This is a genomic window from Achromobacter xylosoxidans (genome assembly GCF_014490035.1).
GTDB lineage: Bacteria > Pseudomonadota > Gammaproteobacteria > Burkholderiales > Burkholderiaceae_B > Achromobacter > Achromobacter bronchisepticus_A.
In genome coordinates, this window is sequence record NZ_CP061008.1 from 4,360,188 (window position 1) to 4,375,602 (window position 15,415).

Below are 15,415 nucleotides of genomic sequence, written 5' to 3' on the forward strand. Positions count from 1 at the left end.
TCGTGTTCTGCCCTAGAATCGCCTGCAATGAGCACCCCCCAGCAATCCTCCGCCACCCCGGGCGGCAAACCGGGCCTCCCCTGGAAACGTATCCTCGTCAAGACCGGCGTGGCCGCCGGCGGCCTCGCCGTGTGCGGCGGCATCGCGCTCGGCCTGGCGCTGGCCCTGGCCTGGCCCAGCCTGCCCGACCTGCACGCCATGACGGACTACCGCCCCAGGGTGCCGCTGCGCATCTACACGGCGGACAAGGTGCTGATCGGCGAGTACGGCGAAGAGCACCGCAACGTGCTGCGCTTTGACGAAATTCCGCCCGTGATGCGCCAGGCGGTGCTGGCGGCCGAGGACGACCGCTTCTACAGCCACGGCGGCGTCGACTGGATGGGCGTGGCGCGCGCGGTGCTGACCAACCTCGTCAAGGGCTCCAAGAGCCAGGGCGGCAGCACCATCACGATGCAGGTGGCGCGCAATTTCTACCTGTCGTCGGAAAAGACCTATTCGCGCAAGTTCTATGAACTGCTGCTGACGTTCAAGATCGAATCCGAGCTCTCCAAGGACCAGATCCTCGAGCTCTACATGAACCAGATCTACCTGGGCCACCGCGCCTATGGTTTCGCGGCCGCCTCGCGCACCTATCTGGGCAAGCCCCTGTCGGAAGTCACGCCGGCCGAGGCCGCCATGCTCGCCGGCATCCCCAAGGCGCCGTCGCGCTTCAACCCCATCACCAATTTCCCGCGCGCCGAGATCCGCCAGCACTACGTGCTGGGCCGCATGAAAACGCTGGGCTATCTCACGCCCGAACAGGCCGACGAAGCGCTCAAGCAGCGCCTGACCATCCGCGGCGCGGACGGCGCCAGCGCGCGCGGCTTCGCGATCCACGGCGACTACCCAGCCGAATTGGCGCGCCAGCTGATGTACGGCGTGTTCCAGGAACAGACCTACAGCAAGGGCATCGACGTCTACACCACCATCGATTCCAAGGACCAGGAAGCCGCCTACCGCGCCGTGCGCGACGGCGTGATGGACTACACGCGCCGCGCCGTCTATCCGGGTCCGGAAGACCAGATCGACCTGCCCGAGGGCGTCGAGCAGGACCCGGCCGCGCTGGATGAAATCCTGGACGGCGTGCAGGAAAAAACGCCTGACAGCGAAGACCTGCTGACCGCCGTGGTGCTGGCCGCCAGCCCCACCGAAGTGACGCTGGCGCGCAGCGCGCGCGACATCATCACCATCAATGACAAGAAGGCACTGGCGGTGGTGGCGCGCGCCCTCAACCCCAAGGCCAGCGACAGCCAGCGGCTGCGCCGCGGCTCGGTCGTCTACATCCACAAGAACGGCGACGGCTGGGAAATCATCAACATGCCGACGCTGCAGGCGGCGCTGGTCTCGATGGTGCCCCAGGACGGCGCCATCCGCGCCATGATCGGCGGCTTCGACTACAACCGCGGCGGCTTCAACCGCGTGACGCAAGCCTGGCGCCAGCCGGGCTCCAACATCAAGCCCTTCGTCTACGCCGCGGCGCTGGAGCGCGGCCTGACCCCGGCCACCCAGATCTCCGACCAGCCCTTCATGCTGACCGCGGAGCAAACCGGCTCCAAGGCCTGGCAGCCCAAGAACGACGGCAACAAGTACGAACCCATGCTGACCCTGCGCCAGGGCCTCATGCGTTCCAAGAACATGGTGTCGATCCGCATCCTGCAGGCCATCTCGCCGCAGTATGCGCAGGACTACCTGACCCGCTTCGGCTTCGACAAGTCGCGCTGGCCGGCCGTGCTGCCGCTGGCGCTGGGCGCCGGCGGCGCCACGCCGCTGCAGGTGGTCAACGGCTACAGCGTATTCGCCAATGGCGGCTACCGCGTCACCCCCTATCTGGTGGACCGCGTCACCGACCGTTCGGGCAACGTGCTGATGCAGGCGCAACCGGTCGTCGCCGGCGACGCCCTGGCGCGCGCCATCGATCCCCGCACCGCCTGGGTCATGGACGACATCCTGCGCGGCGTCACGGTCAGCGGCACCGCCGCCCGCGCGCACCAGGTGCTCAAGCGCAACGACATCGGCGGCAAGACCGGCACCACCAACGAGGCCGTGGACGTGTGGTTCTCGGGCTTCACGCCCAGCCTGGCCACCACCGTCTGGATGGGCTTTGACCAGCCCAAGTCGCTGGGCACCAACGAATTCGGCAGCGGCCTGGCGCTTAGCACCTGGCTGGACTACATGCAGCCGGCGTTGAAGGGCGTGCCGGAAGCCAAGCCCGCGCCGCGGCCGGACGGCCTGATCGTGGACAACGGCGAATACTATTTCTCGGAATTCCCGCCGGGCCAGGCCGTGGCCTCGCTGGACCTGTCCTCGGGCGACGCGCTGACCGATTTCCTGAACAACAACCGTTCGACGGACGGCGTGGACACCTCGGTCAAGCCCCTGCCGCCCGGCGGCGGCGCAATGCCGCAAAGCAGTCCCGCCCAACCGCCGGTGGCCGTGCCCGTTCCCGTGGCCCCTGCCGGCGGCGCGCCGGCGGGCAACGCGCCGCCCGCCATCCCGCCCATCCCCGTGCCGCGCGTGGACGCGGACGCCCCCGCCCGCGCCAGCGCCGTCAGTGGCGCCGCGCCGGTGGCCGCCCGGCCGCTCTGACCGCGGCCGGCGCCAGCCGCCGGAAATCCAGGCCTGCTATTCCTGCTCCGCGAGTTCGGTCACGACCTCGCGCGGCCAGGCCCGCAGGGATTCCAGGTCCAGGAAAGTGAAGTAGCCGGATTTCCAGCCTTCGGTATCGATGTGGTAGACGTTGCCCAGCAGCAGCGGCGCCGGGACCGGCGTGTGTCCGGCCACCACCGCCCGCACCCCGCGGATGCCGGTGCGGTCCATTTGCCGCAGGCGGTCGCGCGACCACTGGCAGGCGGCGCTGGTGCGCCGGTAGCGATCCTGCAAGGCGGATTCCAGCCGCGGCCAGAACAGCACCGGACAATCCGCGTGCAGCAGCCCCACCGCGCCGTCCAGGGTTTCAACCTCGATGGCGATGGGCAATTGCGCGAAAGCCTCGGCAAAGACCTTTTGGCGATCAGCAGGCAGATCCAGGAACCAGCCGCCGCCGTAGCCGCGCCAGTTGTCCACGTCCACCTGCCCCGTACGCACGTGGCGGATCGCGTAATCCTCGTGATTGCCCTGGACCGCGTGGAACCATGGCCGGGCCAGCCACTCCAGGGCGGCCTCGCTTTCCGGCCCCCGGTCCACCAGGTCGCCGACCGAAAACAGGCGGTCCCGGGAGGGATCGAAGCCGAACTCGTCCAGGCTTTCCTGCAGGCGGGAAAAATGCCCATGCAAATCGCCCACCGCGAAATCGCGGCCTAGCTCGTTGCGCGGGACTTTGAGAAAACGCTGCTCCATGATGATCCGGGGCTACCACTGGTTGATGCTCGATCCCTCTTTTTAACCCGCTTTCGCGCCGCCCCATCCATCCCCTTTTGCCCCGTCATGGTCAAAATTTGGTTACGAGAATCGAAACTATTCGCGATAATATTCAGCTTTCTCAAATCCGCGCCTGCAAGGGCCCCGCCCTCCCCCATGACTGCCGCGTCCACCATCAAAACCTGGTATCTGGTCCATAAATGGACCAGCCTGGTCTGCACGATATTCCTGCTCGTCATCTGTCTTACCGGCTTGCCGCTGGTGTTCCACCACGAGATCGAACATTGGCTCGACGACGGCAAGCCGCTGTCCGACGTGCCGGCCTCGACCCCTCGCGCCGACCTGGACAAGCTGGTCGGCAGCGCCCGCGCCATGTATCCGGGCGAGGTCGTCGACTATCTGTTCTTCGATCCCGACGAGCCGCAGGTCTACGTGGGCATGGCGAAAACGCCCGGCGACGGCCAGGTATCCGGCCACGCGGTGCGCATGGACGCCCGCACCGGCGACGTGCTGCTGGACGGCCCGCTCTACACCCAGGACAAATTTTCCTTCATGGGCATCATGCTGGCGTTGCACGTGGACCTGTTCGCGGGGCTGCCCGGCGAGCTGTTCCTGGGCTTCATGGGGCTGCTGTTCTGCGTGGCGATCGTTTCCGGCGTGGTGCTCTATGGCCCCTTCATGAAGAAGCTGGAATTCGGCACGGTACGCGTCGCCCGCTCCACCCGCCTGAAATGGCTGGACCTGCACAACCTGCTGGGCATCGTGACGCTGGTCTGGGCCTTCGTGGTGGGCGTGACCGGCGTGATCAACGAACTCTCCACGCCGCTGTTCCGCCTGTGGCAGTCCACCGAACTGGTGCGCATCCTGGAACCCTACAAGGGCCAGAGCGTCCCCACCGAGCTGGCCTCGGCCCAAGGCGCGGCCGATACGGCCAGAAAGGCGCTGCCCGGCAACGAGGTATCGTTCATCGCCTTCCCCGGCAACGCCTTCGGCAGTCCCCACCACTACATCACCTGGATGCGCGGCGACACGCCGCTTACCTCCAAGCTGAATACGCCCGTGCTGGTGGACGGCAAGACCGGCGAACTGACCACCGTGGCCAAGATGCCCTGGTACCTGACCGCGCTGGAACTGTCGCGGCCCCTGCACTTCGGCGATTACGGCGGCATGCCGCTGAAGATCATCTGGGCGCTGCTGGACGTCATCACCATCATCGTGCTGGTCAGCGGCCTCTATCTCTGGCTGGCCCGCCGCCGCGCCACCGAGGCGCGCATCGCCGAACTCGTGCGCAAGCACCAGGCCGCCGCCATCCCGAAAAGGACTCCCGCATGAGCAAAACGGCCCGTGGTTTCATGTTTGTCTGGGGCGCGCCGATCCTGCTGGGCGTACTCAGCGTGTTCGGCCTGCTGGCCGCCCTGCTGGGCACGGGAGGCTGGCACTGGGCGTCCTGGATCGCCCTGGCCATCCTGCTGGCGGTCATCGTGCGCTACTGGGTGTTCCCGCTGCAGCGCTAGACGCGACCGCCAGGCCCGTGCCGGCGTCCGGCATTATTTGCCGAAGGTCTCGGGGTCCGGCCCCAGGCGCGCGCCTTGCTTGATGCCGTCGATGGCGGCCATGTCGGCCGCCGACAGTTCGAAGTCGAAGACGTCGATGTTCTCGCGGATGCGGGCGGGCGTCACCGACTTCGGGATCACGATCAGATCGTGCTGCAGATGCCAGCGCAGCGTCACCTGGGCCGGCGACTTGCCGTGCTTCCTGGCCAATTCCAGGATGACCTTGTCCTTGGCCACGCCGCCCTGGGCCAAGGGGCTCCATGACTCCGTCGCGATGCCGTGCTTGGCGTGGAAAGCCCGCAGCGCCTGCTGGGTGAAGCCGGGGTGCAGTTCCACCTGGTTCACGGCCGGCGTCACGCCGGACGCGTCGAGCAGCCGCTCCAGGTTGGCCTGGGTGAAGTTGGACACGCCGATCGAGCGCGCGCGGCCGTCTTCCTTCATTTCGATCATGGCCTTCCAGGCATCCAGGAACTTCGTGCTGCCGGCGACGGGCCAATGGATCAGGTACAGGTCCACATAGGCCAGGCCCAGCTTTTCGAGGCTCTCGTCCATGGCCTTATGGGCCTCGTCGTAGCCGTGCCTGTCGTTCCAGAGCTTGGTCGTGACGTACAGATCCTTGCGCGCCACGCCGGCCGCGCGCAAGCCCGCGCCCACGCCAGCCTCGTTGCCATAGATGGCCGCGGTGTCCACCGAGCGGTAGCCTGCCGCCAGCGCCTCTTTCACGCTTGCGGCGGCCTGATCGTTCGGCACCTGCCAGACGCCCAGGCCCAGCTGGGGAATCTTGCCGCCGTCGTTCAATTGCATTGCCGGTACTTTCGCCATAAGACCCTCCGTAGCTTGCGACGCGACGTCCGCGCGGCGAATATGCGCCGGGTCGCGCAACCAAGGGGCAGCCAGGCTTCATCCTTGGTTGAGACAGTAAAGAACGGGCCCGCCAGGCTGCGCCCGAGTCACCATGCCGGATTGAAAACCCCCGGGAGAGGTCTACACATCCCAGGGGTCGTGAGGCCGATATTACCCCCAGAGCCGCAAAATCCCTGAATGCCCTCTGCCAAAGCAGGCGTTTTCGCCCCTGGGCGCGGCGCTGCGGCAGAATTGGCGCCTGTGGCCGATAATGCGCTTCCGACGGCCCGACGGCCCATGCATCCCCCCAGACCATGAACGCTCCTGACACGCGGCCCGAGCGCCGCGGCGGCTTTTCCACCCTGCGCACCCTCTTTCCCTATCTCTGGCCGCCCGGCGAGACGGGCCTGAAAACGCGGGTGATCGCGGCCCTGCTGTGCCTGTTCGCGGCCAAGGTGGCCACGGTCTATGTCCCGCTGCTGTACAAGCACGCCATCGACGAGCTGGGCCAGGGCGCCCCGGGTTCCGTCACCGTGCCGCTGGGCCTGATCCTGGCCTATGGCACGGCCCGGGTGCTTTCGCTGCTGTTCTCGGAACTGCGCGATGCCATCTTCGCGCGCGTCGGGCAGCACGCCATCCGCGCGGTCGGCCTGCAGGTCTTTCGCCACTTGCATGCGCTGGCGCTGCGCTTTCACCTGACGCGCCAGACCGGCGGCCTGAACCGCGCCATCGAGCGCGGCACCAAGGGCATCCAGACCCTGCTGTCGTTCCTGCTCTTCAGCATCCTGCCGACCTTCTTCGAGATCGGGCTGGTCTGCGTGGTGCTGTGGAAGATGTTCGACATCTGGCTGGCGCTGGCCACCGGCGCCACCGTCACGCTGTACATGGCGTACACGCTGCTGGTCACGGAATGGCGCGCCAAGTTCCGGCGCCAGATGAACGAAACCGACTCCGAGGCCAACACCAAGGCCATCGAGAGCCTGCTGAACTACGAGACGGTCAAATACTTCGGCAACGAGGAACACGAGGCGCGCCGCTACGACGCGTCGCTCAAGCGCTATGAACGCGCCGCCGTGCGCAGCCAGGTCAGCCTGTCCATCCTCAACATCGGCCAGGCCGCCATCATCTCGGTGGGCCTCACCCTGGTCATGTGGATGGCTGCCACCGGCATCGCCGAGGGCCGCTACACGCTGGGCGATTTCGTGCTGGTCAACACCTACCTGCTGCAGCTGTACCAGCCGCTGAGCTTCTTCGGCTTCGTCTACCGCGAGATCAAGCAAGCCATCATCGACATGGAGCGCATGTTCGAACTGCTGGGACAGGACCGCGAAGTGGCCGACCGGCCCGATGCGCAGCCCCTGCGCGTGGCGGGCGGCGCAGTGGAGTTCCGCGACGTGCATTTCGGCTACGACGCGCGCCGCCCCATCCTGAAGGGCGTCAGCTTCACCATCCCCGCGGGCAGGACCGTGGCCGTCGTCGGCACCTCCGGCGCCGGCAAATCGACCATCGCGCGCCTGCTGTTCCGCTTCTACGACGCCGACGGCGGCGCGATCCTCATCGACGGCCAGGACGTGCGCAGCGTGACCCAGGCCAGCCTGCGCGCCGCGATCGGCGTCGTGCCGCAGGACACCGTGCTGTTCAACGACACCATCCTCTACAACATCGGTTACGGCCGCCCCGGCGCCAGCGAGGAAGAGATCCAGGCGGCGGCGCGCCTGGCCCACATCCACGACCTGATCATGGCCATGCCGGACGGCTACCAGACCATGGTGGGCGAACGCGGGCTGAAGCTGTCCGGCGGCGAAAAGCAGCGCGTGGCGATCGCCCGGACCATCCTGAAGAACCCGCCCATCTTCCTGTTCGACGAAGCCACCAGCGCGCTCGACACCCACACCGAACGCGAAATCCAGGCCAATCTGCGCGAAGTCAGCCAGGGCCGCAGCACGCTGATCATCGCCCACCGCCTGTCCACCGTGGCGGATGCGGACGAGATCATCGTGCTGGCCGAGGGCCGCATCGTCGAACGCGGCCGCCATGCGCAGCTGCTGGCGCAGGACGGCATCTACGCCGGCATGTGGGCCCGCCAGCAGCAAAGCGCCCTGACCGGCGCGCCGGATTGACAAGCCCTCCCCCCTGTCCGAACATCGCACCCTTTGATTTCCAGGCCCACCATGCAGGATTCAGCCCCCGTCCCCGCCGTCCGCGTCTGCGCTTCCTCCGACCTCGCCAACGGCGGCCTGGGCGTGAAGCTCCCCGTGTCGGATGCCGCCGGCCGCACCACGGCCTTCTTCGTGCGCTATCAGGACCGCGTGCACGGCTATCTGAACCGCTGCGCGCACGTCGGCGTGGAACTGGATTGGGAAGGCAGCTTCTTCACCCGCGCCGGCGACCTGATCATGTGCGCGCGGCACGGCGCCACTTACCAGCCGGACACGGGGCTATGCGTGGGCGGCCCCTGTAAGAACGGCCGCCTGACCGCGCTGGCCGTCGAGGAACGCGATGGCGCGGTCTACTGGCAGCCGGCCGGCAAGATCCGTCCTTGGGAAGACGCGGCCGCCTAGAACGGTACGCTCCAGCAGAACCCTTGCGCGGATTTCACGCCCGCGCCGCCGCCGCTTCCGCCGGCGCCTGCCGTTCCGCGTAGCGCCGCGCCAGCACCGCGCAGACCATCAGCTGCATCTGGTGGAAGATCATCAGCGGCAGCACCACCACGCCCATCTGCGAGGTGCCGAACAGCACCGTGGCCAGCGGAATGCCCGAGGCCAGCGACTTCTTCGAGCCGCAGAACACCAGCGTGATCTCGTTTTCCTTGGACAGCCCCAGCTTGCGACTGCCCCAGGTCGTGATCAGCAGCACCGTTCCCAGCAACAAGGCGTTCACCAGCACCATGGAGGCCAGGTCGATGGGCGGGAACGCGTGCCAGATGCCCTGCGCCACCGCCTCGCTGAACGCGGTGTAGACAGCCAGCAGGATCGAACTGCGGTCCACTTTCGACAGCGTGCGGTTGTTGCGCTGGGCCCAGGCGCCGATCCAGGGCCGCAGCAGGCTGCCCACCGCAAACGGCAGCAGCAGCTGCAGCAGGATGCGGCCGGCGTCGGCCAGCCCGTGGCCCCCGCCCTGGCGGTGCAGCAGCACCGCCACCAGCAGCGGCGTCAGCACCGTGCCCAGCAGGTTCGACGCGGTGGCCGCGCAGATCGCGCCCGGCACATTGCCGCGCGCCATGGAGGTGAAGGCGATCGACGACTGCACGGTGGACGACAGGGTGCAGACGAACAGCACGCCCAGCCACAGCGACGGCGTCAACAGGTTGGGAAACAGCGCCCGCAAACCCAGCCCCAGCGCGGGAAACAGCAGGAAGGTGCAAGCCAGGATCAGCGCGTGCAGGCGCACGTCCTTCACGCCGGCCACGATGGCATCGGTGGACAGCCGGGCGCCGTGCAGGAAGAACAGCAGCGAAATGGCGATGTTGCTGGCCACGGTCATGAACGCCGCGCCCTTGCCCACGGCCGGGAAAAAGCTGGCGAAGACCACCGTGGCGATCAGGATGAGCGTGAATTGGTCGGGCAGGAAGCGGCGCATGGCAAAGGTTTCCGTAGGGATTGCGGAAACTATAGGCACGGCGCTTGCCATCGTGAAGCCCACTAGGTACTTTAACTGTCATCGGACTTTCCTATGACCAGGCCGCCATGCTCAATCCTCTGTGGCTCAAGACCTTCGCCGCTGCCGCCGCCGCGCCCAGCTTCACCGAAACCGCCCGGCGGCTGGGGCTGACCCAGCCCACGGTCAGCGAGCACATCCGTCAGCTGGAACAGGCCTTGAACCGGCGCCTGTTCCAGCGCGACACGCACTCGCTCGCGCTCACCAGCGACGGCCGCAGCCTGCTGGTGCATGCGCAGATCATCCTTGACGCGCACGAGCGTGCCGAGCGCCTGTTCGACGCGCCCCGCCTGCGCGGGCGCGTGCGCCTGGGCACCTCGGACGACCTGGCGATGGGCCCGCTGCCCGACGTGCTGGCCGCCTTCCGGCTGGCCCACCCCGAGGTGGAACTGGACCTGACCATCGGCGTCACCAGCGAGCTCTACAAGCTGCTGGACGACAATGGCCTGGACGTCATGATAGGCAAGCGCCGCAAGGGCGACCGGCGCGGCCAGACCCTGCACAAGGAAGCCTTGCTGTGGCAGGCCAAGGAAGGCCTGCGCGTGGCGCCCGGCGAGCCGCTGCCCCTGATCCTGCTGCGCGAACCCAGCGTGACCCGCAGCCTGACGCTGGACGCCCTGGCCCGCGCCGGCCGCAGCTGGCAGATCGTGTGCACCAGCACCAGCTACGCCGGCTGCCAGGCGGCCGCCCGCGCCGGCCTGGGCATCACGGTGCAGCCTTCGCACCTGTCCACCCTGGGCCTTGCCGCTCCGGCGGGCGCCGCGCAGCTGCCCGCGCTGCCACAGGTGGAATTCATCGTGATCTCGGCGCCCGCGCCCAACAAGCCCACGCGGGCGCTGACCGAGATCCTGATGCGCAGCACGCTGACCTGAGGCTTTCTTTCTGACTGCCTCGCTTGGGGTTGGCATGTGTTCGGGCAAGCGCCGCGGCCAATGTTCGCGGCGTCTATCCGGAACGACCACATGGCGATGCTTGCCATGCGGCATCATCGGCCTGCGCTCTGGGGCTCGACAAATACAAAGGCGGGATAACAATATGAGCGGCGCGTTGCCGCCCCATGGCCGGACTATTCGGGCAAGTGGTCCGGAACGCCGTCCTCATCGACCAGCTTGACGCGGTCCAGCGCGTTGCGCGCGGCCGACATGGCCTCGACCGTGCTGCGGAAGCGTCGGCTGATAAAGATCTCGAAAGCCTGGGTGTCGGGCTCGGCTTCCTGCTGCGCGGCTTCATCCGGCGGCGCTGAGGCATCAGCCTGGGTCGCGGCTTGGGCGTCCAGTTCGGCCTGGCTCTTTTTCTTCGGCAGCCGCCGCGTTTCGATGAAAGCGCGCGGCGGCACGCGCCCCTCGGGTTGGGTCGCGTACGCGAGCACCGAAAATCCGTTGATGATCTTCTCAGCCATTGCGGTTCCGTGTGGCCGCGCCCAAAAAAAGCGCGGTTCCTTGTTACCGACTACGGCCAGCCGCGGGGAAACTTAAGCCGGCGCCGCCTGGCGCGCGCGCACGTAGGCCGCCACCTGGGCCAGCACGTCGGACAGGTCGGCCTGCAGCGGCGCAAAGCCCGAGTTGCGCTCGCGCGTGGCTTCGTCCATGTACAGCGGACGGCGGATTTCCACCTGCAGGCTGTGGCGGTTCAAGGCCGGCTGGCCGATCTGCGCGATCAGCTGCACGCCCTTGTAGGGGTCGTTGCGCGCCACGGTGTAACCCTTGTCGCGCAAGGCGGTCTCGATCAGGGCGATGAACTCGGGTTCGCAGGTCGTGCCGTCGCGGTCGCCCAGCACGAAGTCCGCCAGCGGATGCTCGCTCTGGCGGCCCAGGCGCTCGTAGGCGTCGTTGGGCATGGAATGCAGGTTCAGATGCCAGACCGCGCCAAAACGCTGCCGCACCTGCTGAATCGCCTGGGACAGCGCAGCATGGTAGGGCTCGTAGTACGCCTGGATGCGGTGGCGCACTTCGGCCAGCGTCAGCTTGCGATCGTAGATCGGCGTGGACTTGTCCATCCTGCGCCAGATCAGACCCTTGCCCAGGCGCGTCTTCTCGCCCGGGTCCAGCGGTTCGGGCCAGGGCTGCGCCAGCAGCTCCGGGTCCAGGTCCTGCAGCGTGCGGTTCGGATCGATATAGACGCGCGGAAAGTTCGCGGCAATCAGCGTCGCGCCCAGGGCCGGCGCCGCCGACCACAACGCGTCCACGTGCGTGTCCTCGCCCTGGCGCAATTGCGCCAGGGTGGCCGCGGCGCCGAAATCGTCGGGATAGCGCTCGCCGCTATGCGGCGAATCGCAAACCAGCGGCAAGGCCGGGCCGGTGGGCTCGTGTACGGAAACAGCGTCGAAGTCGGCGTGGGTCATCGTCAATCAGCCTGAATGTTGGCAGTCTTGGCGACCTTGGCGTAGCGCGCCAGGGCCTGCTGGATCTGCGCCTCGAATTCCTGGGGCGTGGTGCGCACCAGCGTACCACCCACTTCCTCGGCCTTCTTGCGGAATTCCGGATCGTCCTGGGCGGCGCGCACCGCCTTGTTCAGGCGCTCGATCACGGCCGGCGGGGTGCCGGCGGGCGCCACCAGGCCGAACCAGCCGCCCGTGCCCATGTCGGGGTAGCCCAGCTCGATGTAGGTCGGCACGTCGGGCAACAGCGGCGAGCGTTCGGCGCCCAGCACGGCCAGCGCGCGCAGCTTGCCGCCCTGCACCTGCGGCAGGGTCGAGGACAGGTTGTCGGTGATCGCGTCCACCTGGCCGCCCATCACGTCGTTCAGCGCCGGACCGGCGCCGCGGTACGGCACGTGCAGCAGCTTGATGCCGGACAGCATCATGAAATTCTCGATGTTCACGTGACCCAGCGAACCCACGCCCGGCGAAGCGAAGCTATAGCGTTCCGGCTGCTTCTTGGCCAGGGCCACGAACTCGGCCATGTTCTTGGCCGGGAGACCCGGGTTGATCGCGAAGATGCTGGGCACGGCGACCACGTTGGCCACCGGCACGAAATCCTTCACCGGGTCGTAGTTCATCTTGCGGAACACGGCCGGATTCGAGCCATGCGTGCTCATCGTGGCCATGCCGATGGTGTAGCCGTCGGGCGTGGCGCGGGCCACCTGCTCCATGCCCATGGAACCGCCGGCGCCAGCCTTGTTCTCGACCACGATGGTCTGCTTCAGGTCACGGCCGGCGTACTCGGCCACCAGGCGCGCCACGATGTCGGTCGAACCGCCGGCGGCGAACGGCACCACCAGCTTGATGGGACGGGCGGGATAGTCGGCGGCTTGGGCGATGCCGGCGAAGGACAGGGTAGCGAACATGCCGGCGAGCGCGAAGCGCGCGGATCGGCCCAGAAGGCGGCGGGACATGGGGATGACTCCGAAAGTTGAAGGTCAGTCGACAAGGCCGCCAGTGTCCGAACTTTACGATCCCCTTTCAAACGACTATATTGCACGGCTTCATTACCAATGGTCATGCTAGATGCGACTGCACTCGCCCTCCATGTCCGAACTGCACGCCTTCGTGACGGCGGCACGCCTGGGCAGCTTCACCCGCGCCGCGGAGGTCTTGTGCGTCACCCAGGGCGCCGTCAGCCGCGCCATTTCCCGCCTGGAAGCGCATTTCGGCCAGCCGCTGATGCATCGCAACGCCCATGGCCTGACCCTGACTGAAACCGGACGCCGCCTGTACGACGGCACGCAAGGCCCGCTGCAGCAGATCGAATCGCTCAGCGCCGGATTGCGTGCCAACGACCGCCGCCTGCGCCTGACGCTGTCGACGGTGCCGACGCTGGCCAGCGCCTGGCTGGTGCCCCGCCTGTCCGACTTTCACGCGCGCCATCCGGATATCCAGCTCGGCTTCGCGGCCTACCGCCGCAACGAGGACTTTTCGGGCGCGACGCCCGATGCCAGCATCCTGTCCGGCCTGCCCGAGCAATGGCCTGGCTGGCAGGTGGACTACGTTATCGGGCGTGAACTGGTCGTGATCTGCCACCCCGCCCGGCTGGCGGCGCGGCGCGCGCAGGGACTCTGGGAGACCCCGGCCGGCCTGCTTGGGGAGCCGCTGCTGTATCACTCGAATGGCATGGACAACTGGATGCAGTGGCTGGCCGCTGCTGGCGTGCCGCGCGCCTCGGTCCAGCTGTCCAATGGTTTCGACCAGGTTTCCATCCTGGTCCGCGCCGTCATGGCTGACATGGGTATCGCGGTGCTGCAGCGCTGCCTGGTCCGCGACGACCTGCAGGCGGGACGCGTGGCGGCCCCGTTTCCCGACCTGCCCATACGCATCGCCCGCGGCTATCACTTATGCGCGCCGGCCCAGCGCCGCGACCACTATGCGCTGGCCTGCTTCCGGCTATGGCTGCTGGAGACTGCCGGGCAAGATCCCGACGTGGTCGCCGCCGGCCCGGGTTGAGCGGCAGCAAGCAACATGTGGTTTCGTGTGACGGAGAACAACTGCGACGAAATGAAAACGGGCTCCTGAGGAGCCCGTCCGGATGGCGCAGCGAATAGCTCAGGGCGCGAGCTTGAACCCCAGGTCCACGCCCCACTTGTCGGTTTCACGCAGCCATTTCGCCCCGCAATTCAGGCAGCGGAAGTGGTCTTCACGGCTTTCTTCCCGGCCCTTCTGCGTCGGGTTGGTGAATCCCTGATGCCCCAGATGGGCATGCGGCGCAACGCCAGCAAGCCCAGGGTTAATGCGTTGGCAAGCCAGGCACATAACGCTCATTGATGCTTCCCTACAAACATAGTAACCAAATTGTAAGGGATTCCACCAATACTTTTCTATCAATATATGACGATAAATCCAAAAATAATTGTTAACGCCACAATTAAACAACGGTCGGCATGGCGGACAGGCAGGTAGCCAGGTGGTATGGGGAGGTCGAAGGCATGTCCGCGCGCACCACCGCCCCGTCCGCGTCCAGGCATTCGTACCAGCCGCCAGCGTGCAGGAAACGCGCGCGGAACATGGCCAGGCCGGCCTCCAGCGCGGGCAGATCCCCCAGCACGCCGAGCACCCGCAAATACTCGGTCTGCGCCCAGATCCGGCGCGTATCGTCGATCACGGCGCCGGACTCGTCCAGCGATGCCGCCACCCCGCCCGCGTCCACGCCATGGCGGCGCGACCAGCGCACCGCGCGCGGCAGCGACTCCGTCAGCTCCAGGCCGTCGAAAACCTCGGCCGAGCCTTGCACCAGCGACAGCCACTCGAACTGATGCCCGGGCTCCAGCCGGTTGCCGGCCGTACCCTGCCGCTGTTCCGAGATGCACTGGGAGGCCGCATGCACGAAAAAATGGCTGATGCCTTGCGCCAGGCCGCGCAGACGCTGCGCGTACAGCGCCGGCTCCGCGACCTGGGCCGCCGCCAGATATGCCTCGGTCAGATGCATCATGGGATTCTGCGCGGGCGCGCGCAGCGGCTGGCTCAGGTCGGCGCTGAGCGCCGCGTGATACAGCCCGTCGGCAGTCTTGAAGCGCGCCTCGATGGTCGACGACGTCGACAACATGAGCTTGCGCGCATCGGCATTGCGGCTGCGGCGGAAATAGGCGGCGCAGGCCAGCACGATGAACGCGTGGGTGTACAGGTCCTGCGTGTCGTCCAGCGCATGTGCAGCGGCGTCCACGCTGTAGCGCCATCCGCCATGGGACTCGTCGCGGAATACGCGGCGCAGCGATTCGAACAGCACATCGGCATGCGCGCGCGCGGCGGCGCCAGACGCTTCTGAAAAAACGTAGAGCTGGCGCGCGCAAGCCATGGCGCGGTAGCGCTCGGCCGGCAGCGGGCGGCCGGTAGCTGCGTCCAGCGATTCAAAAGGCAGACCCAGCGCGCCATTGAAACCCTGCCCCATCCAAAGAGGCAGGACAACGGAATCAAAATGGTCGCGGAATGCGCGGATGTGTTCCGCAAGTGAAGAGTTGGTCTGTGCGGCAGTCATCTTGGAACGGCGCATACCCACTGAGGGCCCCAGATTTTGGAGCAGCAACGATAACCGAAATTT

Annotated in this window: 15 protein-coding genes; 7 read left to right on the forward strand and 8 right to left on the reverse strand. The window is 67.0% G+C overall.

The genetic code is table 11. The annotated features are described in order from the left end of the window. The first annotated feature begins 27 nt into the window (after window positions 1-27). On the forward strand, window positions 28-2,625 hold the full coding sequence (locus tag IAG39_RS20255) for a penicillin-binding protein 1A (RefSeq protein WP_187774057.1): 2,598 nt from the start codon (window positions 28-30) through the stop codon (window positions 2,623-2,625). A gap of 36 nt (window positions 2,626-2,661) precedes the next feature. Here IAG39_RS20255 and IAG39_RS20260 read toward each other — a convergent pair whose 3' ends face one another. After that, window positions 2,662-3,375, reverse strand: coding sequence for a metallophosphoesterase (locus IAG39_RS20260; protein ID WP_059378388.1), 714 nt, complete (start codon window positions 3,373-3,375; stop codon window positions 2,662-2,664). Between the two features lie 177 nt (window positions 3,376-3,552). Here IAG39_RS20260 and IAG39_RS20265 point away from each other — a divergent pair, with 177 nt between their 5' ends. Both IAG39_RS20265 and IAG39_RS20270 read left to right on the forward strand, forming a co-directional pair. Further along, the gene (locus tag IAG39_RS20265; RefSeq protein WP_059378389.1) at window positions 3,553-4,728 is read left to right on the forward strand and encodes a PepSY-associated TM helix domain-containing protein; all 1,176 of its coding nucleotides are present in this window, start codon (window positions 3,553-3,555) and stop codon (window positions 4,726-4,728) included. Then, entirely contained in the window at window positions 4,725-4,910 is a 186-nt protein-coding gene (locus IAG39_RS20270; RefSeq protein WP_054458208.1) for a hypothetical protein, read from the forward strand. Before IAG39_RS20265 ends, IAG39_RS20270 begins: the two co-directional genes overlap by 4 nt. 33 nt (window positions 4,911-4,943) lie before the next feature. Here IAG39_RS20270 and IAG39_RS20275 read toward each other — a convergent pair whose 3' ends face one another. Further along, on the reverse strand, window positions 4,944-5,771 hold the full coding sequence (locus tag IAG39_RS20275) for an aldo/keto reductase (protein ID WP_059378391.1): 828 nt from the start codon (window positions 5,769-5,771) through the stop codon (window positions 4,944-4,946). Window positions 5,772-6,106: 335 nt separating this feature from the next. Here IAG39_RS20275 and IAG39_RS20280 point away from each other — a divergent pair, with 335 nt between their 5' ends. Then, a complete protein-coding gene (locus IAG39_RS20280; RefSeq protein ID WP_165867890.1) occupies window positions 6,107-7,912 on the forward strand; it encodes an ABCB family ABC transporter ATP-binding protein/permease in 1,806 nt (601 codons plus the stop codon). Window positions 7,913-7,963: 51 nt separating this feature from the next. Then, the gene (locus IAG39_RS20285; RefSeq protein WP_118933301.1) at window positions 7,964-8,353 is read left to right on the forward strand and encodes a Rieske (2Fe-2S) protein; all 390 of its coding nucleotides are present in this window, start codon (window positions 7,964-7,966) and stop codon (window positions 8,351-8,353) included. A gap of 34 nt (window positions 8,354-8,387) precedes the next feature. On the opposite strand, the gene IAG39_RS20290 is transcribed toward IAG39_RS20285, so the two are convergent. Beyond that, the gene (locus tag IAG39_RS20290; protein WP_059378394.1) at window positions 8,388-9,371 is read right to left on the reverse strand and encodes a bile acid:sodium symporter family protein; all 984 of its coding nucleotides are present in this window, start codon (window positions 9,369-9,371) and stop codon (window positions 8,388-8,390) included. A 107-nt stretch (window positions 9,372-9,478) separates the two neighbouring features. Here IAG39_RS20290 and IAG39_RS20295 point away from each other — a divergent pair, with 107 nt between their 5' ends. Continuing rightward, window positions 9,479-10,321: a LysR family transcriptional regulator gene (locus IAG39_RS20295; RefSeq protein WP_118933302.1), complete on the forward strand. Its 843-nt coding sequence runs from the start codon at window positions 9,479-9,481 to the stop codon at window positions 10,319-10,321. Between the two features lie 194 nt (window positions 10,322-10,515). Here the strand turns inward: IAG39_RS20295 and IAG39_RS20300 are convergent, their stop codons facing one another. The 3 genes from IAG39_RS20300 to IAG39_RS20310 all read right to left on the reverse strand — a co-directional run bounded on the left by IAG39_RS20300 (window position 10,516) and on the right by IAG39_RS20310 (window position 12,782). Next, a complete protein-coding gene (locus IAG39_RS20300; RefSeq protein WP_059378397.1) occupies window positions 10,516-10,848 on the reverse strand; it encodes a hypothetical protein in 333 nt (110 codons plus the stop codon). Window positions 10,849-10,920: 72 nt separating this feature from the next. Further along, window positions 10,921-11,790, reverse strand: coding sequence for an N-formylglutamate amidohydrolase (locus IAG39_RS20305; RefSeq protein WP_059378399.1), 870 nt, complete (start codon window positions 11,788-11,790; stop codon window positions 10,921-10,923). Between the two features lie 2 nt (window positions 11,791-11,792). Beyond that, window positions 11,793-12,782, reverse strand: a complete 990-nt coding sequence (locus IAG39_RS20310) for a Bug family tripartite tricarboxylate transporter substrate binding protein (protein WP_054458219.1) — start codon at window positions 12,780-12,782, stop codon at window positions 11,793-11,795. Between the two features lie 112 nt (window positions 12,783-12,894). Between IAG39_RS20310 and IAG39_RS20315 the strand changes: the two genes are divergently transcribed. Further along, complete coding sequence (locus IAG39_RS20315; RefSeq protein ID WP_118933303.1) at window positions 12,895-13,827, forward strand: LysR substrate-binding domain-containing protein; 933 nt, start codon at window positions 12,895-12,897, stop codon at window positions 13,825-13,827. Between the two features lie 99 nt (window positions 13,828-13,926). Here the strand turns inward: IAG39_RS20315 and IAG39_RS20320 are convergent, their stop codons facing one another. Continuing rightward, the gene (locus IAG39_RS20320; RefSeq protein WP_042792993.1) at window positions 13,927-14,142 is read right to left on the reverse strand and encodes a hypothetical protein; all 216 of its coding nucleotides are present in this window, start codon (window positions 14,140-14,142) and stop codon (window positions 13,927-13,929) included. Between the two features lie 103 nt (window positions 14,143-14,245). After that, window positions 14,246-15,352 carry an AGE family epimerase/isomerase gene (locus tag IAG39_RS20325; RefSeq protein WP_059378425.1) on the reverse strand — a complete coding sequence of 369 codons (1,107 nt, stop codon included), beginning with the start codon at window positions 15,350-15,352 and terminating at the stop codon, window positions 14,246-14,248. Between the last annotated feature and the right edge of the window lie 63 nt (window positions 15,353-15,415).